We start from the raw sequence: 24803 nt of genomic DNA, 5'->3' as shown, positions 1-24803 counted from the left end.
CCCCGGCCGGGTCGGTCGTCTCGCTCCCGAAGTGGATCAGCAGGCGGCGGATCGTCAGGACGTCGCGGTGGCGCGGGCCCAGGCGTTCGACGGCGGTCGGCAGGAGGCCTTCCAGCGAGTCCACGGCCTCCGCGAGCAGCCCGACGTCGACCAGGCTTTCCAGCCGGCGGAACAGCACCGGAGGGCAGGCGCCGTCCCAGAGGGCATCACCACCGGTCGCGAGGAGGGCTTCCGCGTTGGCGCGCAGGGCTTGTCCCCGCGCGGTGCCGCGCTCGGTCCTCGGCCACGCCTGCGCCAGCCCGTCGGCCGCGACGCGCGCGACGGCGTCCAGGTCGGCCGCGTCCCTGGTGGCGCGCTGCACCAGGGCGTGCACCCGCACCGATCCGGCCTCGGCGTCGAAGGTGACCAGGCTGAGCCGGTGCAGGCAGCTCAGCCCGTCCCGCGCGTCGGCGGCGTCCACGCCGAGGAACTCCAGCACGGCCGGTGAGGTGAACACCTCCAGCGGGATCCCGTTGGCGTCCAGCACGCTCGCGATGGCGAGCAGCGGACGTGCCACGCCCCGCGGTCGCAGCGAGTCGGCCCGTTCCACGGACAACGACCAGGTCGCCGCGACCGTCGCCCGGTGCTCGTCGGGCAGGTCGTCCGGTGCCACGGCGGCAAGGCGCCGCTGCGCCAGACGAGTCCGGTACTGCGCGCACGAGAGCTGCCGGTCGAGGACGTACGCGGCCGCCTGGGCCAGTGCCAGCGGCAGGTGCCCGAGGTCCTCGGCCAGCTCGGCGGCCCCGTCGGCGCCACCGGCCGCGGAAGTCAGGTACGCCACCGATTCCCGGGCGCTGAAGACGTCCACGTCGACGACCTGCCGGTCGCCGCGCAGCGACGCGTCCCGCCGCCTGGTCGTCACGACGACGCGCCCCGACGCCGGTGGCCACAGGCCGTGCAGGTCCGCGGGTGCCTGCACGTCGTCGAGCACGACCAGCCAGGGTTCCGGGGTCTCGGCGAGCCACTCCAGGAACGTCCGCGCGCTCCCGGCCCGCCCGGTGATCTTCGCGGCCGCGTCGGCGTAGCTGGAGACGATCGCGTCGCGGGAGGCCGCGGTGACCCACACCAGCACCCGGACCTCGCCCGCGTGCCACAGCCGTTCGGCGTGGTCGGCGGCGAGCTGGGTCTTGCCGACGCCGCCCATCCCGGTCAGGACGGCGCGGTCCGGGACGTCCACACCGCGGTGCTGGAACGACCCGGCGCGCTGCGGCACCAGGCCCACCCGCAACGGCAGCGCGGCCGGCCGGGAGGCACCGCCCACGTGCACGTCACCGTGGACGACACCGAACTGGTTGACCTGCCCGGACGTGCCCTCCGCACTGTTGGACACGTCCGGTAACGGCAGATCATCAGACATGCACGACAGTATGGACCTAAACGGCGGGGATGATCGCCGATCCGTAGGCGTCGCGCGTTTTGTCCTTCTCGTCGTGCATCAGGTACAGCGCGAAGTTGTCGACGCCGATCTCCTTCAGCTCCTGCAACCGCTCGACGTGCGCCGACTCCGGTCCCACGAGGCAGAAGCGGTCCACGATCGCGTCCGGCACGAAGTCGGTGGACCGGTTGCCCGCCTTGCCGTGGTGGGAGTAGTCGTAGCCCTCGCGGTCCTTGATGTAGTCGGTCAGGGCCTTGGGCACGACGCCCGAGTCGCCGTAGCGGGCGACGAGGTCCGCGACGTGGTTGCCGACCATGCCGCCGAACCACCGCAGCTGGTCGCGCTGGTGCGGGAGATCCGTGCCGACGTAGGCGGGCGCCGCCACGCACATCGTGATCGCCGACGGGTCCCGCCCGGCGGCCTGGGCGGCCTCCCGGACGGAGCCGATCGTCCACCGGGCGATGTCCGGGTCGGCGGTCTGCAGGATGAAGCCGTCGGCCTGCTCGCCGACCATCTTGAGCGCCTTGGGACCGTACGCGGCCATCCACATCTCGAGCTTCCCGTCGCGCACCCACGGGATCCGCACCGCGGTGCCGTGGTGCTCGACCTCGCGTCCCTCGGCGAGCTCCTTGATCACGCGCATCGCGTCGCCCAGCGTCGCCAGGGAGGCGGGCTTCTGGCCGATCACGCGGCGGGCCGAGTCGCCCCGGCCGATGCCGCAGACCGTGCGGTTGCCGAACATGTCGTTCAGCGTCGCGAACAACGACGCCGTCACCGACCAGTCGCGGGTGGACGGGTTGGTGACCATCGGGCCGATGACGATGTCCTTGGTGGCGCCGAGCACCTGCGAGTAGATGACGAACGGCTCCTGCCACAGCACGCAGGAGTCGAACGTCCAGCCGTAGCGGAAGCCGCAGTCCTCGGCCGCGCGGAGGCCTTCCACGACGTCCCGCGCCGGCGGGTCGGTCTGCAGCACTACACCGAAGTCCACTGGACCGCCTTTTCTCAGACGAGGTACTGGTTGAGGTCGCGGGTCACGAAGCGGCCGTGGCCCGTCGAACCGCGGTAGGCGCCGTCGGCGATCACCTTGCGGCCGCGCGAGAACACGGTGTCGACCTTGCCGGTGACCTCGAAGCCCTCGTAGGCCGAGTAGTCCACGGCCATGTGGTGGGTCTCGGCGGAGATCGTCTGCGTCGCGGAGGGGTCGTAGACCACGACGTCGGCGTCGGCGCCCGGTGCGATCACGCCCTTGCGCGGGTACATGCCGAACATCCGCGCGGGCGTGGTCGAGACGATCTCGACCCAGCGTTCGCGGGTGATCTCGCCCTTCACGACGCCCTGGTGCAGCAGGTCGACGCGGTGCTCGACGCCGGGCATGCCGTTGGGGATCTTGGAGAAGTCGCCGAGCCCCAGCTGCTTCTGGTCCTTGAAGCAGAACGGGCAGTGGTCGGTGCTCACGACGGACAGGTCGTTGGTGCGCAGCCCGCGCCACAGCGACGACTGGTGCTCCTTGGGCCGCAACGGAGGCGAGGCCACGTACTTCGCGCCCTCGAAGCCCGGTTTCGCCAGGTCCTCCAGCGACAGGTACAGGTACTGCGGGCACGTCTCGGCGAACACGTTCTGACCCGTGTCCCGCGCCGCCGTCACGGCGTCGAGCGCCTGCGAGGCCGACAGGTGCACGATGTACAGCGGGGAACCGGTGACGCGGGCCAGCTGGATCGCGCGGGACGTGGCCTCGCCCTCGAGCTCCGGCGGCCGGGTCAGGCCGTGCTGCACCGGGTCGCCCAGGCCCGACGCGAGCGCCTGCGCGACGAGCTGGTCGATCGCGATGCCGTTCTCCGCGTGCATCATGATCGTGGCGCCCGTCTCGCGCGCCTTTTGCATGGCGCGCAGGATCTCGCCGTCGGTGGCGTAGAAGACGCCGGGGTAGGCCATGAACATCTTGAAGCTGTTCACGCCCGCCGCGATGCACGACTCCATCTCCTTGAGCGACTCGTCGGTCACGTCGGAGATGATCATGTGGAAGCCGTAGTCGACCGCGCAGTTGCCGTCGGCCTTGGCGTGCCACCTGTCCAGGGTGGACAGCAGGCTGCTGCCCTTGGGCTGCACGGCGAAGTCGACGATCGTGGTGGTGCCGCCCCACGCCGCCGCCGTCGTGCCCGTCTCGAAGGTGTCCGCGGACTGGGTGCCGCCGAACGGCATCTCCATGTGCGTGTGGGCGTCGATGCCACCGGGGATGACGTACTTCCCGGCGGCGTCGAGCACCTCGTCGGCCTGGACGGTGAAGCCGGGGGTCACGAGCGCCGCGATGTGCTCGCCGTCGATGAGGACGTCGGCGGCGTGCGAGCCCGTCGCGTTGATCACCAGGCCGTTCTTGATGAGGGTGCTCACGGCGTCACCAGGCCCTCATAGGTGTCGGGGCGGCGGTCGCGGTAGAACGCCCACGTGTCGCGGACCTCGGTCAGCAGGTCGAGGTCGAGGTCGCGCACCACGAGCTCTTCCTCGGTGTCGGACGCCGCCTCGCCCACGAGTTGGCCGCGCGGCGACACGAAGTACGTCTGGCCGTAGAACTCGTTGTCTCCCAAGGGTTCCACACCCACCCGGTTGATCGCGCCGACGAAGTACTCGTTCGCCACGGCCGCGGCGGGCTGCTCCAGCCTCCACAGGTACTCCGACAGCGACCGGGACGTCGCCGACGGGTTGAACACGACCTTCGCGCCCGCGAGGCCCAGCGCCCGCCAGCCCTCGGGGAAGTGGCGCTCGTAGCAGATGTAGACGCCGATGCGGCCGACCGCGGTGTCGAACACCGGGTACCCGAGGTTGCCGGGCTTGAAGTAGAACTTCTCCCAGAACCCCTTCACCTGGGGGATGTGGTTCTTGCGGTACTTGCCGAGGTACGTGCCGTCGGCGTCGATCACGGCCGCGGTGTTGTAGTAGACGCCCGGCTGCTCCACCTCGTACATCGGCACGATCAGCACGATGTTGTTCTGCGCGGCGACCTCCTTCATCAGCTCCGTGGTGGGGCCGTCGGGGATCGACTCGGTGTAGGCGTAGAAGTCCGCGTCCTGCACCTGGCAGAAGTAGGGGCCGTAGAAGAGCTCTTGGAGGCACAGCACCTGAGCGCCCTGGGACGCGGCGTTGCGGATGTGCTCGACCGCGTTCGCGATCATCGACTCCTTGTCGCCCGTCCACTTCTGCTGGACGAGCGCCGCCCGGATGATGTTGCTCATCTGGTCGTCTCCTTTGCCGTGTTGTCCTTCAGGGCGAGGAACACCAGGAAGCCGGCCGCGAAGCCGACCACCCAGTTGTAGTCGTAGAGCGGCTTGAGGAACGGGATCAGGCCGTCCTCCGGGAACGGACCGCCGTGGGCGCCGCCCACCGCGAGCACGGAGCCCACGAGGGTCGCCACGACGGCACGCCAGTTCCAGCCGCCGTTGAACCAGTACGCGCCCCGCCCGTCCAGGTAGAGGTCGGTGAGGTGCAGCTCGGTCTTCCCGATCACCCAGTACCCGGCGGCGAAGACGCCGGCCACGCTCGCGAGGAGCCCGCCGTAGAACCCGAGCCACGCGAAGATGTAGATGCTGGGGTCGGAGATCAGCCGCCACGGCTGGATCACGATGCCGATGACGCCGGTGATCAGGCCGCCGACGGCGAACGTGATGCGGCGGGGGAAGGCGTTGGAGAAGTCGTAGGACGGGCTCACGACGTTCGCCGCGAGGTTCGCCGAGATCGTGGCCAGCACCAGCGACACCAGCGCGACCAGCACCAGGGCGGTGCTGTCGAAGCGGGACGCGAGGTCCGCCGGGTCCCAGATCGCCTCGCCGTACAACGCCTGCGCGCCGGACGTCGTGAGGATCGCGACGATGGCGATGAACGACATGGTCGTCGGCAGGCCGAGGAGCTGCCCGACGACCTGCTTGCGCTGGCTGCCACCGAACCGCGTGAAGTCCGGCATGTTCAGGCTGAGCGTCGACCAGAACGCGATCATGCCCATCAGCGCGGGGAAGAAGACCTTCCAGAAGTCGGGGCCCCAGCCGAGCTTGCTGCCGGTCTGCAGGATCGGCCCGAAGCCGCCCGCCTTCACCAGCACGTAGCCGAGCAGGACCAGGAACCCGACGCTGACGAGCGGCGCCGTCCAGTTCTCGAACCGCCGGATCGCCTCCATGCCGCGCCAGATGACGAGCATCTGCACGACCCAGAAGCCGAAGAAGCACAACCACAACGTCCACGGCTGCCCGGCGACGACCGACGCGTTCGTCCAGCTCTCGCCGGCCAGCCGCCCGATGATGACGTGCAGCGCCTTGCCGCCGACCCACGTCTGGATGCCGAACCAGGCGCAGGCGATGAAGGCCCTGAGGAGCGCGACGAGGTTCGCGCCGCGGATGCCGTAGAACGCGCGGGCGAACACGGGGAACGGGATGCCGTACTTCGTGCCGGCGTGGCTGTTGAGCAGCATGGGGACCAGCACGATCAGGTTGCCCAGGGTGATCGTGAGGAACGCCTGCACCCAGTCCATGCCGATCGCGATCAGGCTCGCCGCGAGCGTGTAGCTGGGGATGTTGTGCGCCATGCCCATCCACAGCGCGAAGAAGTTGTAGGTCGTCCACGTCCGCTGCCGCACGGGAACGGGCGCGAGTTCGGGGTTGAAGAACCTGCTGTCCCTGATGGGACCCACGTCGCTCAGCTCGACGCGGCCGTCAGGTGTGACCTGGGGCGGTGAGGACTCGACTGCCATCGTTCAACCCCCTGTTACGCTGCTGGAACAACGCCAACGCGGTCTGATTCCACCCCGGAATCCTGGGTCCGCCGTCGCAGGTCTGGCAGTGTCAGAGTGTCCACGCTTGTCATGATCGGCGCACATTGTGTTCCACTGCCGGGCGTGGTGCTGTCCCGGCGTGTTCCGCTGCTCGCCAGCGCGGGCCTGGTCGCGGCGGGTGTGACGGGTGCCGCGACCAGGCCCGCGCGGCAGCCGCCTGCTCGGCTGAATCGGGCCCGACGGCGTGGTGCCCCTCCGCCGAACCTGTACCCGATCAGCCGATGCCGTGGGGCGCGTGGATGGGGGTCGTCCGGTCCGGTGGTGCTCGTGCTGCACGGCCGTGTCGTGTGGGGGGAGGCGCTCACGTCACCGGTAGGCGTGTGGTGCGGGCTTTGAGCCGCACCACGGCGGTGCCCGCCTTGCGGTCGTGCCACGTCCGCGTCCCGCGCAGGTCCAGCGCCTCCACGGCGGACAGCACGAGCAGCGCGAACCCGCCGACCAGCAGCGACGACGCGACCCAGCCGGTCGGCCCCACGGCGACGTGCTCGCCGATGACGACCCACGGTTGTTGCCAGCCGAGGCCCGCCATCAGCGCCGGCTCCCGCCAGCCGAGGCCGGCCAGCACGAGCACCGCGCCCGCGCCCGGCAGCGCGGTGGTGACGAGCGTGCGGGTCAGCGCCCGCCGCAGGCTCAGGCCGCAGGCGGGACCCACGACCCGCAACCCCGTCAGCGCCTTGCCGAGGGTTTTCCCGCGCAGCAGCAGGACGTCGTAGACCGCCGCGCAAGCCACCACCAGCACGGGCTCGTGGACCAACGGCCACGCCACGACCAGCACCAGGAGCCAGTCGAGCAGACGGGCGACCAGCCGACGAACGAGCATGGTTCACGCTAAGCGGCGGAAGTACCCCGTGAATTGTCAGTTCATGGCCACTTGCCGGGCGAACTCGGCCACCCACCGGCCGTTGTCCCTGGCAATCGACCGCTCGGTCAGCCCGTCCGCCGCGAAAGCCCCGACCTCGGCCGGCGTGAGCGGCCACGGCGGCCCGTCCGGCTCGGGTCCCTCGTCCCGCGCCACGGCCAGCACCAGCAACGTCCCGCCGGTCAGGGCCGCGACCTTCCGGGCGGCCCCGGCGTGCAGCGCCGGCGGCAGCGCCTGCACGGTCATGTTCTCCACGACCAGGTCGAACGCGCGGTGCCACTCGGCGGGCGGGTTCAGCAGGTCCGCCACCACGTAGGACACCGCGGACCCCGGGTGGCGCGCCTGGACCGCGGCGATGGCGGTGGGGGAGACGTCGAAGGCGGTCACGTCGAACCCGCGCGAGGCCAGGAACTCGGCGTCGCGGCCGAAACCGCAGCCCACGACCAGCGCGCTCCGGCCCGTGCCGTCGAGGCCGTTCGCCCACTCGACGAGGTGCGCCTGCGGGTGGGGGACGTCCCACGGGACGGAGGCGGTGCCGGCGTCGGCGGCCGCGTACAGGTCTTCGAACCAGCCGGTCGGGTTGGCCGCCTGGAGGCGGCGGGCGTCGTCATCTGCGGACATGACCCCACTTCTACCGGGTCGCCGCCGCGTGATCAACCGGCGCAGCGCGCTGTGCGGACCAGGGAGCCGAACGGGAACAGTTGCACGCCGAGGGGGTGGATCACGCGGCGCAGCCCGCGTCTCCAAAGTGGACAGAGGGGACCCGGCGTGCCCGCCGCAATCAGTCCGAACGGGACAGTGTCGGTCGGACCTCCTCAAGCACAGACCGAGCCGACGCACCGATCTCACCTGATAGAGACGGGGTACGCCGTCCGGTGTGTACAGACGGTGACCGGAGGCCGTCCGTTCGAACGTGACGACAAGACGTTTTTCGTCGTGGTGGTGGAGCGTACGGATGGTCGGTCCGCTCACTTTCGGCAGGTCACTGGTGCTTCAACGGGTCACACGACGGTTGCGGGGCCTCCTGCGGCACGGGGTTCAAGCCCTGAACACCCGATCGAGCGGGTTAATCCGCGAACCGAACGCGCCGATGAAATCAAAGATCGGTCCCCAAAACCAGATTGAGGAAAACTGTGTCTCGTTCCGGACTGTTCCGTGCCGCCGCTCTGCTCGCCGCCAGCGCCGCCCCGCTCCTCGCGGGTTCGGCCGGCGCCGCCGAGGCCCCGCAGCTGGGGGCCGGCCTTCCCGAGGTGGGCGCGGACAAGCTGATCACCGACGCCACGCGGCACGGGCTCCCGCTCCAGTCGGCCACCGCCGTTCAGCTGCCGCACGTCGGCTCGCCTGTCGCGAACGACCTGCCGGTTCCGGCTCTCCCCGGCCTTCCCTTCTCCGCGCAGGAGCGCTCCCTCGGCTACCCGATCGCGGCCCAGGTCGGCCAGCTCGCCGGCCTGCCCAACCCGCGCGACCTGCCGGGCACGGCGAGCGTCGGCAACCTGCCGTCGCCGTCGCTGCCGGTCAACGGCGCCGTGCCGAACCCGACCGTTCTCTCGGGCACGCTCCCGACCATCAACGGCTGAGTTCGCACGTCGAAAATGGGCCCGTGCGCGCTCACGGGCCCATTTCGTGCACCAGCAGCGCGACGTACAGCGACAGCACGGACTCCGGGTCCTCCAGCGAGACGCCGAGGACCTGTTCGATCCGTCGGAGCTGCTGGTAGTAGGCGGTGCGTGAGAGGTGGGCCGCCGCGGCGGCCGCCGACTTGTTGCCGCCGTTCTCGCACAGGCGCCGCAGCAGTTCCACGAGCCGTGAGCCCTGCGCCGTGTCGCGCGCCAGCAACAGCCCGAGCTCGCGGTCCGCGAAAGCCCGCACGCGTTCGTCATCGCGCAGCAGGTGCAGCAGGCCGCGCAGCCGCACGTCGTCGAGCCGGTGGTAGAGCTGCGATCCCGGCGCCCGCAACGCCGCTCCGGCCACGTGGGCGGCCTCGCCGAGCGACCGGCGCACGTCCGCGGTCGACGTGACGGTCGTGCCGACGGCGATCACGACCTCCGAGGCCGCCGTACGGTGGATCTCGCGCGCGACCCTGCGCAGAACCCCTTCCACGCCAACGGTCAACGGCACCGACAGCAGTGCCCGCACCGATGTGTCGTCCACGACGCCGACGAGCGCCGCGACCGTCACGCGCCGCCCGGCCAGCGCGGTCGCCTCGGCGAGATCGCGCAGGACCTCCTGTGTGGCAAGCGTTTGCCCCTGCAACACCGAGACCGGCCGCACCGCCACGCCGATCAGCTGCCGCCGTTCCAGCGGGACGCCCAGCGCCGCCGCCCGCGCGCCCAGGTCCGGCGACTGCGGCGACTGGCCGAGCAGCTGGGCCAGCAGCGTCCGGTGCGTCTGCCGTTCCAGCGACTCGCGGTCCCGCGCCACGAGCCGGTGCACGGCCAGCGCGGACGCGGCGCGCTCGGCGACGACGACGTGCCGGTGCGGGGGCGGCTCCGGCGACACCACCACGAGCCGGCCCCAGTCGGCTCCGCGCGCTCCGACGATCGTGATCAGCCAGCCGGACGCGGTGTCGTAGGCGGTCCGTTCGGACACCGTGACGGCTCGCGAGCGGGCCGCCCAGTCGTCGAGCAGCCGGACGGGGTCGTGCCCGGCGGCGTCGTAGGCGAGCACGTCGTGCCCGAGCGTCTCCAGCACGACCGGCAGCCCGGACGTGCGGGCGACCTCGCGCAGCACCTCGGAGGGTTCCGCACCGGCGACCGTCAGCGCCGTGAACGTCTCGTGCACCTGCTCCGCGGCCCGCAGCTCGGCGAGCTGGGCGTCCACGATCAACGCCACCACCGCCTCGGTGACGGCCACGTACTTGGTCTCCTCCGACAGCGTGAGCAGCGGCAGCCCGTGGTGCTCCGCGGCGGTCACGAGCGCGGCGGGCACGTCGTCGCGCCACCGCCTGCCCAGCTCGACCACGAGCCCGGCGCACCCGACGGCGGCCAGTTCCTCGACGTAGCGGGCGAGACCGGACTCGGGCAGCATCACGCCGGTCGTCAGCACGAGCTCACCGCCGCGCAGCAGGGGCGCGATGTCCGCGATCTCCGCCACGTGCACCCAGCGGACCCGGCGGCCGAGCCCGGCCGACCCCGCGACCAGGCGGGGCTTTCCCTGCCGGATCACCGGCAGGGCGACGACTTCGGCCACCGTCGGGTACATGGACACAACGTAATGCCAACCAGCCGATCCGGGTACAGGTTGTGCATGGCGGCGAACCCGGCGCGCCAGGAGACTCCGAGGTCAGGAGTAGACCCCTGGAGGACGTGATGGCCCACAAGGAGCTGCTGGCACGACACCGCGCGGTGATGCCGGAGTGGCTGGCCCTCTACTACGACGAGCCCATCGAGATCGCGAGTGCCCGCGGGCGCCGCGTGACCGACCGCGAGGGCACGACCTACCTCGACTTCTTCGCGGGCATCCTGACCAACGCCATCGGCTACGACGTCGCGGAGATCAGCGACGCGATCCGCTCGCAGCTCGACACGGGCGTGCTGCACAGCTCCACGCTGTACCTGATCCGCTCCCAGGTCGAGCTGGCCGAGAAGATCGCGGAGCTCTCCGGCATCCCGGACGCCAAGGTGTTCTTCACCAACTCCGGCACCGAGGCCAACGAGACCGCGCTCATGCTCGCCACCCAAGCCCGGCGCAGCGAGCAGGTCCTGGCGCTGCGCAACAGCTACCACGGCCGTGCGTTCGCCACGGTCGCCATCACGGGCAACCGGGGCTGGTCCGCGTCCGCGCTGTCGCCGATCAAGGTCAGCTGGGTGCACGGCGGGTACCGCTACCGCTCGCCGTTCAGGTCGCTGTGCGACGCCGACTACGTCAAGGCCTGCGTCGAGGACCTGCGCGAGGTCATCGAGACCACGACCTCGGGCGACGTCGCCTGCATGATCGCCGAGCCGATCCAGGGCGTCGGCGGCTTCACGTCCCCGCCCGACGGCCTGTTCCGCGCGTTCAAGGACGTGCTCGACGAGTACGGCATCCTCTTCGTCTCCGACGAGGTGCAGACGGGCTGGGGTCGCACCGGCGAGCACTTCTGGGGCATCCAGGCGCACGACGTGGTGCCGGACGCGATGACGTTCGCCAAGGGCCTCGGCAACGGGCTCGCGATCGGCGGTGTCGTCGCCCGCGGCGACCTGATGGACTCCATCACCGCCAACTCGATCTCCACCTTCGGCGGCAACCCGATCTCCACGGCCGGAGCGCTCGCCACCGTGGACTACCTGCTCGAGCACGACCTGCAGGCCAACGCCGCCAAGCTCGGCTCGCGCCTGATCGGCGGCCTGCGCTCGCTCGCCGACAAGCACCCGGTGATCGGCGACGTGCGCGGCAAGGGCCTGATGGTCGGCGTCGAGTTCGTCGGCCCGGAGGGCGAACCGAACGCCGCCGCGGCCGCCACCGTGCTCAGCGAGTCGAAGGCGCTCGGCCTCCTCGTCGGCAAGGGCGGCCTCTACGGCAACGTGATCCGGCTGGCCCCGCCGATGACCCTGACCGAGGACGAGCTCGAAGAGGCCCTGGCGATCCTGGCGCAGGCGGTGGAGCGCGCATGATCAGGCACTGGATCGGCGGCAAGCCCTGGGACGGCACCCCCGAACGGCAGGGCGACGTCTACGACCCGACGTCGGGCAAGGTCGCCTCGCAGGTGGCCTTCGCCTCCGTGTCCGAAGTGGACGCCGCGGTGGCCGCGGCCGCGGAAGCGTTTGCGTCCTGGCGCACCGCGTCCCTGGCGCAGCGCTCGAACGTCATGTTCAAGTTCCGCGAGCTGCTCGACGAGCGCAAGGGCGAGCTGGCCGAGATCGTCTCGGCCGAGCACGGCAAGGTCGTGTCCGACGCGGCGGGCGAGATCCAGCGCGCACTCGAGTCCGTCGAGTACGCGTGCGGCATCCCGCAGCTGCTCAAGGGCGGCTTCTCCGAGAACGCGTCGACCCGCGTCGACGTCTACTCGATCCAGCAGCCCGTCGGGGTCGTCGGCGTGATCTCGCCGTTCAACTTCCCGGCGATGGTGCCGCTGTGGTTCGTGCCCACCGCAATCGCTTGCGGCAACACGGTGGTGCTGAAACCGTCCGAAAAGGACCCGTCGGCGGCCTGCTTCATCGCCGAGCTGTTCGCCGAGGCCGGGCTGCCCGGCGGCGTGCTCAACGTCGTGCACGGCGACAAGGTGGCGGTGGACCGGCTGCTGGAGCACCCCGTGGTGAAGGCGATCTCGTTCGTCGGCTCCACCCCGATCGCCCGGTACGTCTACGAGACCGGCACCGCGCACGGCAAGCGGGTGCAGGCGCTCGGCGGCGCCAAGAACCACATGGTCGTCCTGCCCGACGCCGACCTCGACCTGGCCGCGGACGCCGCGGTGTCCGCCGGCTTCGGCTCGGCGGGCGAGCGCTGCATGGCGATCTCGGTCGTCGTGGCCGTCGGCGACGTCGGCGACGCCCTGGTCGACCGCATCAGGTCGCGGATCGCCGACGTGAAGGTCGGCTCCGGCTCGGCGTGCGAGATGGGACCGCTGGTCACCGGCGCCCACCGCGACAAGGTGACGTCCTACCTGGACGCCGGCGTCTCCGAGGGCGCGGTGCTCGCCGTCGACGGCCGCGACCACCCGATCGACGGCGACGCGGGCGGGTTCTGGCTCGGCCCGACCCTCTTCGACCACGTCGGCACCGACATGACGATCTACACCGACGAGATCTTCGGCCCGGTCCTGTCGGTCGTCCGCCGGGACACCTACGAGGAGGCCGTCGAGCTGGTGAACGCGAACCGGTACGGCAACGGCACCGCGATCTTCACCAACGACGGCGGCGCGGCCCGCCGGTTCCAGAACGAGATCGAGGCGGGCATGGTCGGCGTGAACGTGCCGATCCCCGTGCCCGTCGCCTACTACTCGTTCGGCGGGTGGAAGGAATCGCTTTTCGGCGACTCACACGCGTATGGGCCGCACGGCGTGCACTTCTTCACGCGCTCCAAAGTGGTCACGTCGCGGTGGCTCGATCCTTCGCATGGCGGCGTGAACCTGGGGTTCCCGCAGAACACCTAGAGCGGACCGGTGAGCACTCGCCGCTCGTACGACCGCGTGGCCGCGCGCTACGCGTCCGAACTGAGCGGCGAGCTCGCCGGCAAACCGCTGGACCGCGCGCTGCTCGACGTGGTGGCGGAGCTGGCGGATGGTCTGGTGCTCGACGTCGGCTGCGGGCCGGGGCACGTCGCGGCCTACTTGGCCGATCGGGTGCCTGTGGTCGGCGTTGACCTGTCACCGGAGATGTGCGCGCACGCCGCCGTTCCTGCCTGTGCCGGTGACATGACGGCACTGCCCGTGCGGTCGCACTCGGTGTCTGCGCTCATCTGCCTGTACGCGGTCATCCACCTCGATGCCGCTGCACGCGCTGCGGCTTATGCGGAGTTCGCGCGGGTGTTGAAGCCTGGCGGGCAGGCGTTGGTGGCGTTCCACGTGCGGGACGCGGAGACCGCGGCGGGCCAGGCGCGGACGCTGACCGAGTGGTGGGGTGACGAGGTCGACTTGACGTTCCGGTTCCTCGACCCGGACGAGGAGGCGCGGGCGTTGGCGGAGGCGGGTCTCGTGGTGACGGCCCGCCTCGACCGCGCGCCGGACTCGCGGGTGGAACACGCGAGCGAGCGGTGCTACCTGCTGGCGCGTGCCGCCAGCGACTCCGGCAACGGGTCGTAGCGCGAGAACCGGCGCGTGAAGGTCCCGGTGCCCGAAGTCAGCGACCGCAGCTCGATCGCGTACCGCAGCAGCTCCGAAGAAGGCACCTCGGCCCGGACCACCGTCCGCCCGCCCTCGTCCGCCTCGGTCCCGAGCACCCGCCCGCGCCGCCCGGACAGATCCCCGAGCACGGTGCCCAGGTGTTCGTCGGGCAACCGGATCGCGACCTCGTCCACGGGCTCCAGCAGCTGCGTGCGCCCCACCGAAGCCGCCTCCTTCAACGCCAGCGCCCCGGCGGTCTGGAAGGCGGCGTCGGACGAGTCGACGGAGTGCGCCTTGCCGTCGACGAGCGTCACGCGGACGTCGACCACGGGGGTGCCGTCGTGGAGGCCTCGCTCCAGCTGGGCGCGGACGCCCTTCTCGACGGACGGGATGAACTGGTTCGGGATCGAGCCGCCGACGATCTTGTCGACGAACTGGAAGCCGGAGCCCCGGGGGAGTGGTTCGACGACGATGTCGCAGACGGCGTACTGGCCGTGGCCGCCGGACTGCTTCACGTGGCGGCCGTGGCCCTTCGCGGAGCCCGCGAAGGTCTCGCGGAACGGGACGCGGACCGGTTCGGTGTCGATCTCGGCTCCGCCGGCGCGCAGGCGGGCCAGGACGACGTCGGCGTGGGCCTCGCCCATGCACCACAGGACCATCTGGTGCGTTTCGGCGTTGCGGTCCAGGCGCAGGGTGGGGTCGCTGGCGACCAGGCGGTTGAGGTTGCGGGCCAGGTTGTCCTCGTCGCTGCGGGTGCGCGGGACGACGGCGATGGGCAGCAACGGTTCCGGCATGTCCCACGGCGCCATGAGCAGCGGCTGCTCGGGGGCGGAGACGGTGTCGCCGGTTTCGGCGGTGGTCAGCTTCGTCAGCGCGCACAGGTCGCCGGCGACGCAGTACGGGACCTCTCGCAGCGTGGAGCCCAACGGCGAGTAGATGTGGGCCACGCGTTCGTCGGCGTCGTGGTCCTCGTGACCGCGGTCGGCCATGCCGTGCCCGGAGACGTGCACGGGACGTTCGGGGCGCAGGGTGCCCGAGAAGACGCGGACCAGCGACACGCGGCCGACGTAGGAGTCCACCGCGGTGCGGACCACCTCGGCGACGAGTGGCCCGTCCGGGTCCGGGGCCATGCGGGGTTGGGGGATGCCGTCGACTGACGTCACGGACGGAAGCTCGTGTTCCAGCGGTGAGGGGAACGCGCGCGCGATGCCGTCCAACAACTCGGTGAGACCCATGCCGGTGGCGGCGCACACGGGCATCACGGGGTGGAACGAGCCTCGTGCGACGGCGGTTTCCAGGTCGGCGATCAGCGTGTCCTGGTCGATGTCCTCGCCCGCGAGGTAGCGGTCCATGAGGGTCTCGTCCTCGCTCTCGGCGATGATCCCCTCGATCAACGCCGCGCGTTCGTCCGGGTGGTTCTCACCGGAGGTGAGCAGGCCGACGAGCGAGTCGCCCTCCTGCACGTAGAGCGGCACGACGCCGGCGCCGAACGCGGCCTGGCACTCGATCACCGCGTTGGCGAAGTTCGCACGGTGGTGGTCCGTGCGTGTGATTACGACGGCGCGAGGCATGCCCACGAGAGAGCACTCTCCCCACAACGCGATGGTGGCCGCGTCGACGCCCTCGAAGGCGTTCACAACAAAAAGGGCCGCGTCCGCGGCCCGCAGTCCTGCCCTGAGCTCACCCACGAAGTCGACGTAGCCGGGGGTGTCGATCAGGTTGATCTTGATGTCCCCGTGCTGGACGGGGGCGACGGCGAGGCCTACCGACCGTTGCTGTCGCACGGCCGCCGGGTCGTGGTCGCAGACGGTGGTGCCCTCGGTGACCGATCCCGCGCGGGTCAGCACGCCGGTGGTGGCGAGCAGGGCCTCGGTGAGCGTCGTCTTGCCCGCGCCGGACGGTCCCACGAGCACGACGTTGCGGACCTTGGCCGGGTCGTCCACAGCGACCGCGCCTGCCGATGAGCCGTTGTCGGAGTGCTTGCTTCCCATGGCGACCTCCGTCAAGTCGTAGTGTCCGATCTCACACCCGTTGACGGCGCAGGACAACCCCGGAGACCCATCCGGTCGCCGACCGGCTTTGACGCCTCTTCTGGGTGACGGGCGTCACGACCTGCGTTGATCGCGAAGTGGCATTCCGAAATGTGGCCTCAGTGGCTTGGGTGAGGGGGCCACAGCGGTCGTACCGTGAGGTCACCAGAACTTCCCCTCGCGAAAGGTTGCCCCGGTGAGCACTGATCAGGTCACGGGCACTGCCCGCGTCAAGCGCGGCATGGCCGAGATGCTCAAGGGCGGCGTGATCATGGACGTGGTCGACGCCACCCAGGCGAAGATCGCGGAGGACGCGGGCGCCGTCGCCGTCATGGCGCTCGAGCGCGTGCCCGCCGACATCCGCGCCCAGGGCGGCGTCGCCCGGATGAGCGACCCCGACCTGATCGACGGGATCATCGACGCCGTCTCGATCCCGGTGATGGCCAAGGCCCGCATCGGCCACTTCGTCGAGGCCCAGGTCCTCGCGTCGCTCGGCGTCGACTACATCGACGAGTCCGAGGTGCTCACCCCGGCCGACTACGCGAACCACATCGACAAGTGGGCCTTCACGGTCCCCTTCGTCTGCGGTGCGACGAACCTCGGCGAGGCCCTGCGCCGCATCACCGAGGGCGCGGCCATGATCCGCTCCAAGGGCGAGGCCGGCACCGGTGACGTCTCCAACGCCACCACGCACATGCGCAAGATCCGCCAGGAGATCCGCCGCCTGCAGAACCTCCCCGAGGACGAGCTCTACGTGGCCGCCAAGGAGCTCCAAGCGCCGTACGAGCTGGTCAAGGAGGTCGCGCAGAACGGCAAGCTCCCCGTGGTGCTGTTCACCGCGGGCGGCATCGCGACCCCGGCCGACGCCGCGATGATGATGCAGCTCGGCGCCGAGGGCGTGTTCGTCGGTTCCGGCATCTTCAAGTCCGGCAACCCGGCCCAGCGCGCCGAGGCCATCGTGAAGGCCACCACCTTCCACGACGACCCCGACGTCATCGCCAAGGTCTCGCGCGGCCTGGGTGAGGCCATGGTCGGCATCAACGTCGAGGACGTGCCGGAGCCGCACCGCCTGGCCGAGCGCGGCTGGTAGGTCGACTCCTGCTGAGGGCGCACCGCTTCCGGCGGTGCGCCCTCAGGCGTTCTCAGCCTGTCCGGGTGAAGCAGTACGTCGTCTTGATGTCCGGGTACGCCAGCGCGAGCGCGGGGGACGGTCCGCACGCCGTCTTGTCCGTGGTGTTCGTGAAGACCTTCACCCGCACCACCTCGAGCCCGCCGCACGGGGGCGTCTCGAACTCGCCGGTCAGCGAGAACGTCGTGAACCGGTAGCACTGACCGTCGACGAAGGCCGGGATCAGGCAGATGTTCACGCTCTTGCGGCCTGAGCAACCGTGGTACTGCATGTACGCGCCGGGGTCTTCGCCGCACTTCTCGCTCTGCGAGCCCAGCACCTTGCTCACGGTGTAGTTGTGGGGTTCCTCGCCGCACGGCACCTGTTCGTACTTCACGTCCCGGCGGGGTCGCCGGACTCTTCCGGTGTGGCGGGCGGGATGGGCGGAGTCGTCATGGAAAGCCCCTCGGCGCGGACGTGGATGTGATCGTCTGGCCGACGCGAGCAGTCCCCCCGGACTTCCGCCCATCCTGGGAGCGGGCGCCTGCGCCCGGTCCCGCTCAACGGGTCATGTGCGCACCGTCTCGGCCAGGCCGGACAGAGCCGCCGGCAGCGGCGAGTGGTGCAGCACGCCGAGCCGTTGCGTGGCGCGGGTCAGCGCCACGTACAGCTCCGCCGCGCCACGCGGTCCGTCCCCCATGATCCGTTCCGGCTCCACGACCAGCACCGAGTCGTACTCGAGGCCCTTGGTCTCCGACGCGGGAACGGTGCCGGGCACGCCGGGCGGGCCGATCACGACGCTGGTGCCCTCGAGAGCGGCCTCGGCCGCGACGAACTCCTCGATGGCGCCGGGCAGCTCGTCGGCGGTGACCTGGCGTGCCCACGGCTGGACCCCGTTGGCGCGCACCGACTCCGGCGCGCGGACGTCCGGGGCGAACTCGGCCAGCACCCGCGCGGCGACGGCCATGATCTCCGCGGGCGTGCGGTAGTTGACCGTGAGCGAGCGGTACTCCCAGCGGCCCGGCACGTAGGGCTCCAGCATCTCGCCCCACGACGTGGCACCGGCCGGGGCGCGGCGCTGCGCCAGGTCGCCGACCACCGTGAAGGAACGGCCGGGGCAGCGCCGCATCAGCACGCGCCAGTCCATTTCGGACAGTTCCTGGGCCTCGTCGACCACGACGTGGCGGTAGGTCCAGCTCCGGTCCGCGAGGGCGCGTTCGACGAGCGTGCGCTGGTCGTGCTGCTCGAAGCGCACGGCCAGGTCCTCGGCGTCGAGCATGTCCGAGGCGAAGAGGTGGTCCTCGTCGTCCATGTGGTCGACGCGGTTGACCATGCTCTCCAGCACCTCGGACGCGTACCGGGCCTCGGCCGCGCGTTCGGCCGCCGCGGCCTGGTCGGCGGCCTGCTCGGTGCCGTCCTTGCCCAGCAGGTCGTGCAGCTCGTCGAGCAACGGCACGTCCGAGACCGTCCACGCCTCGCCGTCCCCGCGGTGCAGCGACGGGTCGGCGCCCGCCGCCGCGAGTGCCTCCGGCGAGGTGTACAGCGACGAGAGGAGCTCGAACGGCGTCATGATCGGCCACAGCAGGTCCAGCGCCGCGAGGAAGCCGTCGTCGTCGGCGAGGTCCTTGACCAGGCCCGAGCGCATGTCCTCCCAGGCCTCCTTGTCCGAGCGGGACATCCAGTTCTTGCCGATCCGGCCGATCGCGCGCTCGGTGAGGACGTACGTGATGATCTCGCGGAACACCGCGCGGGCCTCGTTGTGCGGCAGGCCGCTGTCGCGCGCCTCCTGCCGCGCCCACTCGGCGACGTCCGGTCCGATCTGGACGACGACGTCCTTCATGCCGATCGGGATCGGCTCCTGCGGGATCCGCTGCCGCGCCGAGACCGCCGCCTTCAGCACGTCGACCATCTTGCGGGAACCCTTGAGCCGCGCCACCTCCGGCGTGTCCTCGGCCGTCGCGAGCAGGCCGGGCAGCAGGCTGCCGGCCGTCGAGAAGACCACGTCGGACTCGCCGAGCGACGGCAGCACCCGGCTGATGTGGTTGAGGAACGCCGGGTTCGGGCCGACGACGAGAACGCCGTGCCGTTCCATGCGCTCTCGTTGCGTGTACATCAGGTAGGCGACGCGGTGCAGCGCCACGACCGTCTTGCCGGTGCCGGGACCACCCTCGATCACCAGCACGCCGGGGTGGTCGAGCCGGATGATCGCGTCCTGCTCGGCCTGGATCGTCGCGACGATGTCGCGCATGCCCGCGCCGCGCGGCGCGTTCAACGCCTCCAGCAGGGCGACGTCGTTCTGGTCCTCGCCGAGCCTGCCGAACACCTCGTCGGTGAACGCGGCCACCTCGCGGCGCCGGGTGAGGAACTGGCGGCGCCGGCGCATGCCCTCGGAGTTCGCGCCGGTCGCGGTGTAGAACGGCCGCGCCGCCGGTGCCCGCCAGTCGAGCAGCAACGGCTCGAAGTCGTCGAACTCGTCGAACAGGCCGATCCTGCCGATGTAGGAAACGTCCCCGTCGGCGCTGTCGAGCCGGCCGAAGCACAGCCCGTAGTCGGCCACGTTCAGGCGCTTCATCTCACGGTGCCGGGCACGCACCTCGTTGTCACGGTCCATCGCGGTCTCGCCGGTGCCACCCAGCGCGGACTGGTACGCCGCCTTCACGCGCGCACGCTCGTTGTCCAGCCGTGCGTAGAGCCCGGCCACGTAGTCGCGTTCGGACTGCAGTTCTTCTTCGTACCCCACGTGCTCCCCAGTGCGCCTGTGTTGTGGCATGAGGCGTCGAGTGTGAACGATGAACGGGGCCTTGTGGCAAGGCCCCCCTTCTGCTATATGGTTAAGTGGGAGAAATCGCACCACAGTGTGGCGTGCGCGTGTGGGCCCCGCGTAGTTCTTCGCCTCCGATGCCTCGCTCTTCGTCATGGCCGGGTGATCGCGCCGTTCGCTTGGCAGCGCGCCGGAAGGCGCGGACCACACCTCGCCCGGCCGCTGCTCCTTCCGGAACCGGACACGGGGCAGTGGGCAGTGGGCAGTGGGCAGTGGGCAAAGCGTCATCAGCAGGCGTCGCCACAGCAGTGAAAGCTGTTGTGGCGACGGCACACGATTCGACCGCATTGAGGGCGCAGACCTCATGCCCACTCGGTCATCTCGCCGGAAAAACGGGCGCCCTCATCCCGCGGTATTGACAGCTGCTCCGGCGATGGGAGAGGTTCACGGCCGCAACCGACGACCATGCGAGTAGGGGCGGAAATCGATGCCTACCACCGAACGGGCGCTGACGGCCAGCGAAACGGCTTTCATCCTCGCCGGGTTCGGCCCGGTCATGGTCCGCACGGCCTTCGCCGGAACGTTCGACCCAGTGCTGCTCGAAGACGCGTGGCAGCAGCTCGGTCACGAGTACCCGCTGTTGCGCTGCAGGATCATCGAGGGACAGGACGGTTTCGAGTTCGCTCTGCAAGACAGCATGTCGAAGGTGACCGCCGGCGCAGAAAGCTTCGAGCACGACATTTCCCGGCGGATCGAAGACGGCATGGTCAGTCAATTGTCGCTGCATCAGACGGCTGACACCGCGGAATTGACGCTCGCCGTCGACCACTCCGTTTCGGACGCCCGGCTGGTGCTGGTCCTGTCGCGGGCTCTGCTCCGCATCTACACCACTCTCCTGCGCGGCGAAGTCCAGCCCTCGGCGCCCCGCCCGGTGTTCGAGGCCGGGCTGGAGGAACTCTTCTCCGGAAAATACGCGCCAGGCCGGCCGGAAATGCCCGAAGTGGTGGAAGAGCCCGCCGTCCTGCCAGGGGGTCCCGGCGAGCCGCCGTCCGGCTTCGGCGTGCAGCACCTCGAACTCGACCAGGCGACGACGACCGAGGTCACCGAGTTCGCCCGCGCGAGCCGGATCTCGGTGACGAGCTTGCTGTGCGGAGCGGTTTCCAGTGCGGTGCGAGCCCGGGTGCCCGAAGCCGGCGGCCCGCTACCGGTCACCTTGTGCATCCCGGTGGATCTTCGCGAACGACTCGCCCCGCCGATCGATCCGGACGCCCAACTGTGCGGTGCTCTTCCCTGCCTGGTCACCGTCCCGGTCGCTGCCGACGACGAACCGGCCGAGGTCGGTGTGCGCGTCGCCGCAGGTCTGCGTGCGGCTCTGGAGCGGGCCGAACCGCAGCGGACCCTGCTGGCCCAGTGCCTCTCACCGGCGCCCCCGCCGACCATGACGTTCATGGTGTCGAACATCGGTGTCGTGGAGGATCCCGCGCTGCCCGATGGCCCGCGTGTCACCGGTAGCCGCTTCGCCGCGACGTTGCACGGTCCGGTACCCGCGATGTTCGTGGGGACGGTGGGCGGACGGCTGACTCTCGACGTGGTCTACGACCGCGCGTTCCACAACGACGAGGAGATCGGTGAAGTCGTGGCTTCGGTCGAGGCCGCACTGCGCATCTAGACCGTGTGCTCCATGACCATCACCGCGGTCGTCCCCGGCTCCAGCGCCTTGCAGATGTGCGGCAGGTCCCCGGGGTAGACGATGTAGTCACCGGGTCCGAGCTCGACCGGGTCGTCCGCGAGCCCGGCGAGGCACCGCCCCGAGGCCACGATCATGTGCTCGACGCTGCCGGGGACGTGCGGCAGTGACTCGCGGGCGCCACCCGGTTCGAGGGCCAGCCAGTAGAGGTCGTGCTTGGTGCCCGGACGGCACGCGGCCAGCAGCGTTGCGGAGTAGTGCGCCTGTTCGGAGTGGATGACGGGGCCTTCGCCGGCGCGGATGACCTGCACGCGGGGAACGGCGGGTTCGACGAGTTGGCTGAACGGGACGCCGAGGGCTACGCCGAGCGCCCACAGTGTCTCGACGCTGGGGTTTCCGGCGCCGGACTCCAGCTGGGAGAGCGTCGACTTCGCGATGCCCGCCTTCTTGGCCACCTCCGAGAGCGACATGCCGGTGCGATCGCGCTCACGCCGGAGGTTGGCCGCGATCAGGTCGAGTGGTGCGTTCGACACAGAAGTCCATCCGTTCGTCTTGACGAACACCTAGTCCAGGTGTTCATCTTAATGGGTGGTCCGTTCGATATGGCGAACTCTTGATGCGGTGCTCCTGCGTGACGTCGCCGCGGTGGCACTCGGTGCCGCGGTGACCGGTGCCAGTTTCGGCGCCATCTCGGTGGGCTCCGGCCTGCCGTGGTGGATGCCGGTGCTGATGTCGCTGGTGATCTTCGCGGGTGGCTCGCAGTTCATGGCCGTGGGCATCGTGGCCTCGGGCGGCAGCCCTGCCGCGGCGGTGCTGGCCGGGCTCGTGCTCAACGCGCGGCACCTGCCGTTCGGCCTGGCGGTCGGCGACGTGCTGGGCAACGGCTGGCTCGCGCGGATCGTCGGCAGCCACCTGCTGATCGACGAGTCGACGGCGTTCGCGATGGCGCAGAGGGACCCCGCGAGAGCGCGGGCGGCCTACTGGGCGTGTGGCGTGTCGCTGTTCTTCACCTGGAACGCGGGTGTGCTCATCGGGGCGCTCGCGGGGCAGGCGATCGGCGACCCGGGCACGTTCGGGCTGGACGCGGCCTTCCCCGCGGCGATGCTCGCGCTCACCCTGCCCGCCCTGAAGGACGCCGCCACCCGCAACGCGGCGCTCACGGGCGCCGTCATCGCGCTCGCGACCACGCCGTTCCTGCCCGCCGGGGTGCCGGTGCTGCTCGCGCTGGCCGGGCTGGTCGCGTTCCGGAGCAAGAAGGAGGAGCCGTGCCCGTCACCGCAGTCCTGATCCTCGCCGCGGGGACGTTCGCGATCCGCTTCGCCGGCCCGCTGCTGCGCGACCGCGTCACACTGCCCGACCGGGTCCGCGAGATCATCTCCGCGAGCGCGACCGTGCTGCTGCTGGCGCTGGTCGCGGTCTCGGCGCTGACGAACGGCAAGCAGTTCGGCGGCTGGGCGCTCGCGCTCGGCGTCGTCGTCGGCGGGCTCGCGGCGTGGCGGAAGCTGCCGTTCGTGGTCGTCATCGTGCTGGCGGCCGCCACGACGGCCGGGCTGAGGCTCCTCGGGGTCGGCTAGTGCTTGCGGACGTGGGAGAAGAGGAGGTTCGTGTGGACCTCCGTCACCTCCCGGCGGCTCGTGAACTTGTCGAGCACGAGCCGTTGCAGATGGCCGACGTCCGCCACGGCGACGTGCACCAGGAAGTCCTCCGGGCCCGTCACGTGAGAGAGGGCGAGCGTCTCCGGCAGTGAGAGCACGTACGCCATGAACGGGTCGACGATCTCCTTGGTGTGCGGGCGGATCTTCACCGCGAGCATCGCCTGCACGTGCTGCCCGACGGCTTTCGGATCGATCTCCGCGTGGTAGCCGGTGATCACGCCGCGCTCCCGCAACGCGCGGTGCCGGACCACCGCGGTGGACTGCGCGACGTTGACGCGTTCGGCCAGGTCCTTGTTCTGCAGCCGCGCGTCCTTCCGCAGCTCCCGCACGATGGCCTCGTCGATCGAATCCAGCACGGCTCTTCTCCGTTCCACCGAATCGGCTGCGGTTCGCTGTCCGTTCGTCCGAGGAAGTCTCCACCATTCGGGCCATGACGCGCATCGAGACCATCGCAGTGCACGGGGGCCGCGACGACCTCGCGGAGCTCGGCGTGCACGCGCCTCCCATCGACCTGTCCACCACCTACCCCGTGCCCGACCAGGCACTCGGCGGACAAGCGCTGGGGGACTGGGCCACCGGGGCCGCGCGGGCTGGCTCGCCCGTCTACGCGCGGCTGCACAACCCGACGGTCGCCCGGTTCGAACAGGCGCTCGCGGCCTTGGAGCACACCGAGACCTCCGTGGCGTTCGGCAGCGGCATGGCGGCGGTCACCGCCGTGGTCCAGGCCGCCTGCGTGATGGCGGGCAAGCCGCACGTCGTCGCGGTGCGGCCGCTGTACGGCGGCACCGACCACCTGCTGTCGTCGGGTCTGCTGGGCGTCACGACCACGTACGTCGAAGCGGGCCTGGTGGCCTCCGCGATCCGGCCGGACACCGGGCTCGTCGTCGTCGAGACCCCGGCCAACCCGAACCTCGACCTCGTCGACATCGACCACGTCGTGCGCCAGGCGGGCGGCGTGCCGGTCATGGTCGACAACACCTTCGCGACGCCGGTCCTGCAGAACCCCGCGCTGCACGGCGCCTCGTACGTCCTGCACTCCGGCACCAAGTACCTCGGCGGGCACGGCGACGTGCTCGGCGGCGTCGTGGCCTGCTCCGAGGAACGGGCGGCGGCGCTGCGGCAGGTCCGGATCATCACCGGCGCCGTGCTGCACCCGCTCGGCGGCTACCTGCTGCACCGCGGCCTCGCGACCCTGCCCCTGCGCGTCGAGGCGGCGTCCCGGTCGGCGGCGGTGCTGGCGGCACGCCTCGCCGAGCACGACGCCGTCGAGTTCGTGCGCTACCCGTCGGCATCGCCGCAGATGCGCGGGACGGGCGCGATGATCGCGTTCGGCGTCCACGGCGACCCGGTCGAGGTGGTGCGCCGGCTGGAGCTGATCACGCCGGCCGTGTCACTGGGATCGGTCGACACCCTGATCGAGCACCCCTCGGCTTTGACGCATCGACTGGTTCCGGGTGAAGATCTGCGCGCTTCTGGCGTTCCGGACAATTTGCTGCGCATTTCCGTGGGCCTCGAGCACGTCGAGGACATTTGGGCGGACTTGAACGCGGCGCTGTGTGACGTCGCTTACGTTAAGCCTTCCCCAACTGATTTCTTGGTGATGACTGCCACTCACTAGGGTTCCGACGCATCAGCGCGTCGGGGCGCGGGAGGTTCCGACGCGAGCGTTTTCCGTTTCGGAAGGAACCTCCTCGTGAGTTCTGTGGAAACTGATGCGGACGGCTACACCAAAGC

Annotated in this window: 21 protein-coding genes and 1 pseudogene; 9 read left to right on the top strand and 13 right to left on the bottom strand. The window is 70.5% G+C overall.

Going from position 1 to position 24803, the window contains the following annotated elements:
- Positions 1-1412: 1412 nt before the first annotated feature.
- The 7 genes and pseudogenes from BLQ91_RS32600 to BLQ91_RS43875 all read right to left on the bottom strand — a co-directional run.
- Positions 1413-2405 (bottom strand): TIGR03842 family LLM class F420-dependent oxidoreductase, encoded by a 993-nt coding sequence (locus BLQ91_RS32600; RefSeq protein ID WP_090103177.1) that lies wholly within the window; start codon positions 2403-2405, stop codon positions 1413-1415.
- Positions 2406-2419: 14 nt separating this feature from the next.
- Complete coding sequence (gene hydA / locus BLQ91_RS32595; protein ID WP_090103175.1) at positions 2420-3805, bottom strand: dihydropyrimidinase; 1386 nt, start codon at positions 3803-3805, stop codon at positions 2420-2422.
- On the bottom strand, positions 3802-4644 hold the full coding sequence (locus BLQ91_RS32590) for a nitrilase-related carbon-nitrogen hydrolase (protein ID WP_090103173.1): 843 nt from the start codon (positions 4642-4644) through the stop codon (positions 3802-3804). Before BLQ91_RS32590 ends, hydA begins: the two co-directional genes overlap by 4 nt.
- On the bottom strand, positions 4641-6149 hold the full coding sequence (locus tag BLQ91_RS32585; RefSeq protein WP_090103171.1) for an NCS1 family nucleobase:cation symporter-1: 1509 nt from the start codon (positions 6147-6149) through the stop codon (positions 4641-4643). Before BLQ91_RS32585 ends, BLQ91_RS32590 begins: the two co-directional genes overlap by 4 nt.
- A gap of 382 nt (positions 6150-6531) precedes the next feature.
- Positions 6532-7050, bottom strand: a complete 519-nt coding sequence (locus tag BLQ91_RS32580) for an RDD family protein (RefSeq protein ID WP_090103169.1) — start codon at positions 7048-7050, stop codon at positions 6532-6534.
- A gap of 36 nt (positions 7051-7086) precedes the next feature.
- The gene (locus BLQ91_RS43040) at positions 7087-7710 is read right to left on the bottom strand and encodes a class I SAM-dependent methyltransferase (RefSeq protein ID WP_090103167.1); all 624 of its coding nucleotides are present in this window, start codon (positions 7708-7710) and stop codon (positions 7087-7089) included.
- 207 nt (positions 7711-7917) lie between these two features.
- Positions 7918-8070: pseudogene (locus tag BLQ91_RS43875) on the bottom strand (MerR family transcriptional regulator); the annotation flags it as partial.
- A gap of 152 nt (positions 8071-8222) precedes the next feature.
- Here BLQ91_RS43875 and BLQ91_RS32570 point away from each other — a divergent pair.
- The gene (locus BLQ91_RS32570) at positions 8223-8666 is read left to right on the top strand and encodes a hypothetical protein (protein WP_090103165.1); all 444 of its coding nucleotides are present in this window, start codon (positions 8223-8225) and stop codon (positions 8664-8666) included.
- Between the two features lie 31 nt (positions 8667-8697).
- Here BLQ91_RS32570 and BLQ91_RS32565 read toward each other — a convergent pair whose 3' ends face one another.
- The gene (locus tag BLQ91_RS32565; protein WP_090103162.1) at positions 8698-10290 is read right to left on the bottom strand and encodes a PucR family transcriptional regulator; all 1593 of its coding nucleotides are present in this window, start codon (positions 10288-10290) and stop codon (positions 8698-8700) included.
- 107 nt (positions 10291-10397) lie between these two features.
- Between BLQ91_RS32565 and BLQ91_RS32560 the strand changes: the two genes are divergently transcribed.
- The 3 genes from BLQ91_RS32560 to BLQ91_RS32550 are packed head-to-tail and all read left to right on the top strand — an operon-like array spanning position 10398 to position 13807.
- Positions 10398-11681, top strand: coding sequence for an aspartate aminotransferase family protein (locus BLQ91_RS32560; protein ID WP_090103160.1), 1284 nt, complete (start codon positions 10398-10400; stop codon positions 11679-11681).
- A complete protein-coding gene (locus BLQ91_RS32555; RefSeq protein ID WP_090103158.1) occupies positions 11678-13159 on the top strand; it encodes a CoA-acylating methylmalonate-semialdehyde dehydrogenase in 1482 nt (493 codons plus the stop codon). The genes BLQ91_RS32560 and BLQ91_RS32555 overlap by 4 nt, the downstream gene beginning before the upstream one ends.
- A 9-nt stretch (positions 13160-13168) precedes the next feature.
- Complete coding sequence (locus tag BLQ91_RS32550; protein ID WP_090103156.1) at positions 13169-13807, top strand: class I SAM-dependent methyltransferase; 639 nt, start codon at positions 13169-13171, stop codon at positions 13805-13807.
- On the opposite strand, the gene BLQ91_RS32545 is transcribed toward BLQ91_RS32550, so the two are convergent.
- Positions 13762-15819, bottom strand: coding sequence for an elongation factor G-like protein EF-G2 (locus tag BLQ91_RS32545; RefSeq protein ID WP_090103344.1), 2058 nt, complete (start codon positions 15817-15819; stop codon positions 13762-13764). The two genes, BLQ91_RS32550 and BLQ91_RS32545, sit on opposite strands and share 46 nt — an antisense overlap.
- 235 nt (positions 15820-16054) lie before the next feature.
- Between BLQ91_RS32545 and pdxS the strand changes: the two genes are divergently transcribed.
- Complete coding sequence (pdxS, locus tag BLQ91_RS32540; protein ID WP_090103153.1) at positions 16055-16948, top strand: pyridoxal 5'-phosphate synthase lyase subunit PdxS; 894 nt, start codon at positions 16055-16057, stop codon at positions 16946-16948.
- Between the two features lie 52 nt (positions 16949-17000).
- Here the strand turns inward: pdxS and BLQ91_RS32535 are convergent, their stop codons facing one another.
- Entirely contained in the window at positions 17001-17363 is a 363-nt protein-coding gene (locus BLQ91_RS32535) for an LppU/SCO3897 family protein (protein WP_090103151.1), read from the bottom strand.
- Positions 17364-17534: 171 nt separating this feature from the next.
- A complete protein-coding gene (gene helR, locus BLQ91_RS32530) occupies positions 17535-19706 on the bottom strand; it encodes an RNA polymerase recycling motor ATPase HelR (protein WP_245733989.1) in 2172 nt (723 codons plus the stop codon).
- A gap of 613 nt (positions 19707-20319) precedes the next feature.
- Here helR and BLQ91_RS32525 point away from each other — a divergent pair.
- Positions 20320-21396, top strand: coding sequence for a phthiocerol/phthiodiolone dimycocerosyl transferase family protein (locus BLQ91_RS32525; protein WP_245733987.1), 1077 nt, complete (start codon positions 20320-20322; stop codon positions 21394-21396).
- On the opposite strand, the gene BLQ91_RS32520 is transcribed toward BLQ91_RS32525, so the two are convergent.
- Positions 21393-21947, bottom strand: coding sequence for a helix-turn-helix domain-containing protein (locus tag BLQ91_RS32520; protein ID WP_245733985.1), 555 nt, complete (start codon positions 21945-21947; stop codon positions 21393-21395). The genes BLQ91_RS32525 and BLQ91_RS32520 overlap by 4 nt on opposite strands.
- 88 nt (positions 21948-22035) lie before the next feature.
- Here BLQ91_RS32520 and BLQ91_RS32515 point away from each other — a divergent pair, with 88 nt between their 5' ends.
- Positions 22036-22701, top strand: a complete 666-nt coding sequence (locus BLQ91_RS32515; protein ID WP_245733984.1) for an AzlC family ABC transporter permease — start codon at positions 22036-22038, stop codon at positions 22699-22701.
- A complete protein-coding gene (locus tag BLQ91_RS32510; RefSeq protein WP_090103143.1) occupies positions 22680-22988 on the top strand; it encodes an AzlD domain-containing protein in 309 nt (102 codons plus the stop codon). The genes BLQ91_RS32515 and BLQ91_RS32510 overlap by 22 nt, the downstream gene beginning before the upstream one ends.
- Here BLQ91_RS32510 and BLQ91_RS32505 read toward each other — a convergent pair.
- Positions 22985-23425, bottom strand: coding sequence for an Lrp/AsnC family transcriptional regulator (locus tag BLQ91_RS32505; RefSeq protein ID WP_090103141.1), 441 nt, complete (start codon positions 23423-23425; stop codon positions 22985-22987). The two genes, BLQ91_RS32510 and BLQ91_RS32505, sit on opposite strands and share 4 nt — an antisense overlap.
- 74 nt (positions 23426-23499) lie before the next feature.
- Between BLQ91_RS32505 and BLQ91_RS32500 the strand changes: the two genes are divergently transcribed.
- The gene (locus tag BLQ91_RS32500; RefSeq protein WP_090103139.1) at positions 23500-24687 is read left to right on the top strand and encodes a trans-sulfuration enzyme family protein; all 1188 of its coding nucleotides are present in this window, start codon (positions 23500-23502) and stop codon (positions 24685-24687) included.
- Positions 24688-24803 lie beyond the last annotated feature (116 nt).

This window comes from Lentzea jiangxiensis, assembly GCF_900104175.1.
Classification (GTDB): domain Bacteria; phylum Actinomycetota; class Actinomycetes; order Mycobacteriales; family Pseudonocardiaceae; genus Lentzea; species Lentzea jiangxiensis.
Note: the sequence above shows the minus strand (reverse complement) of the source record. Positions and strands in the feature narration are given on the sequence as shown.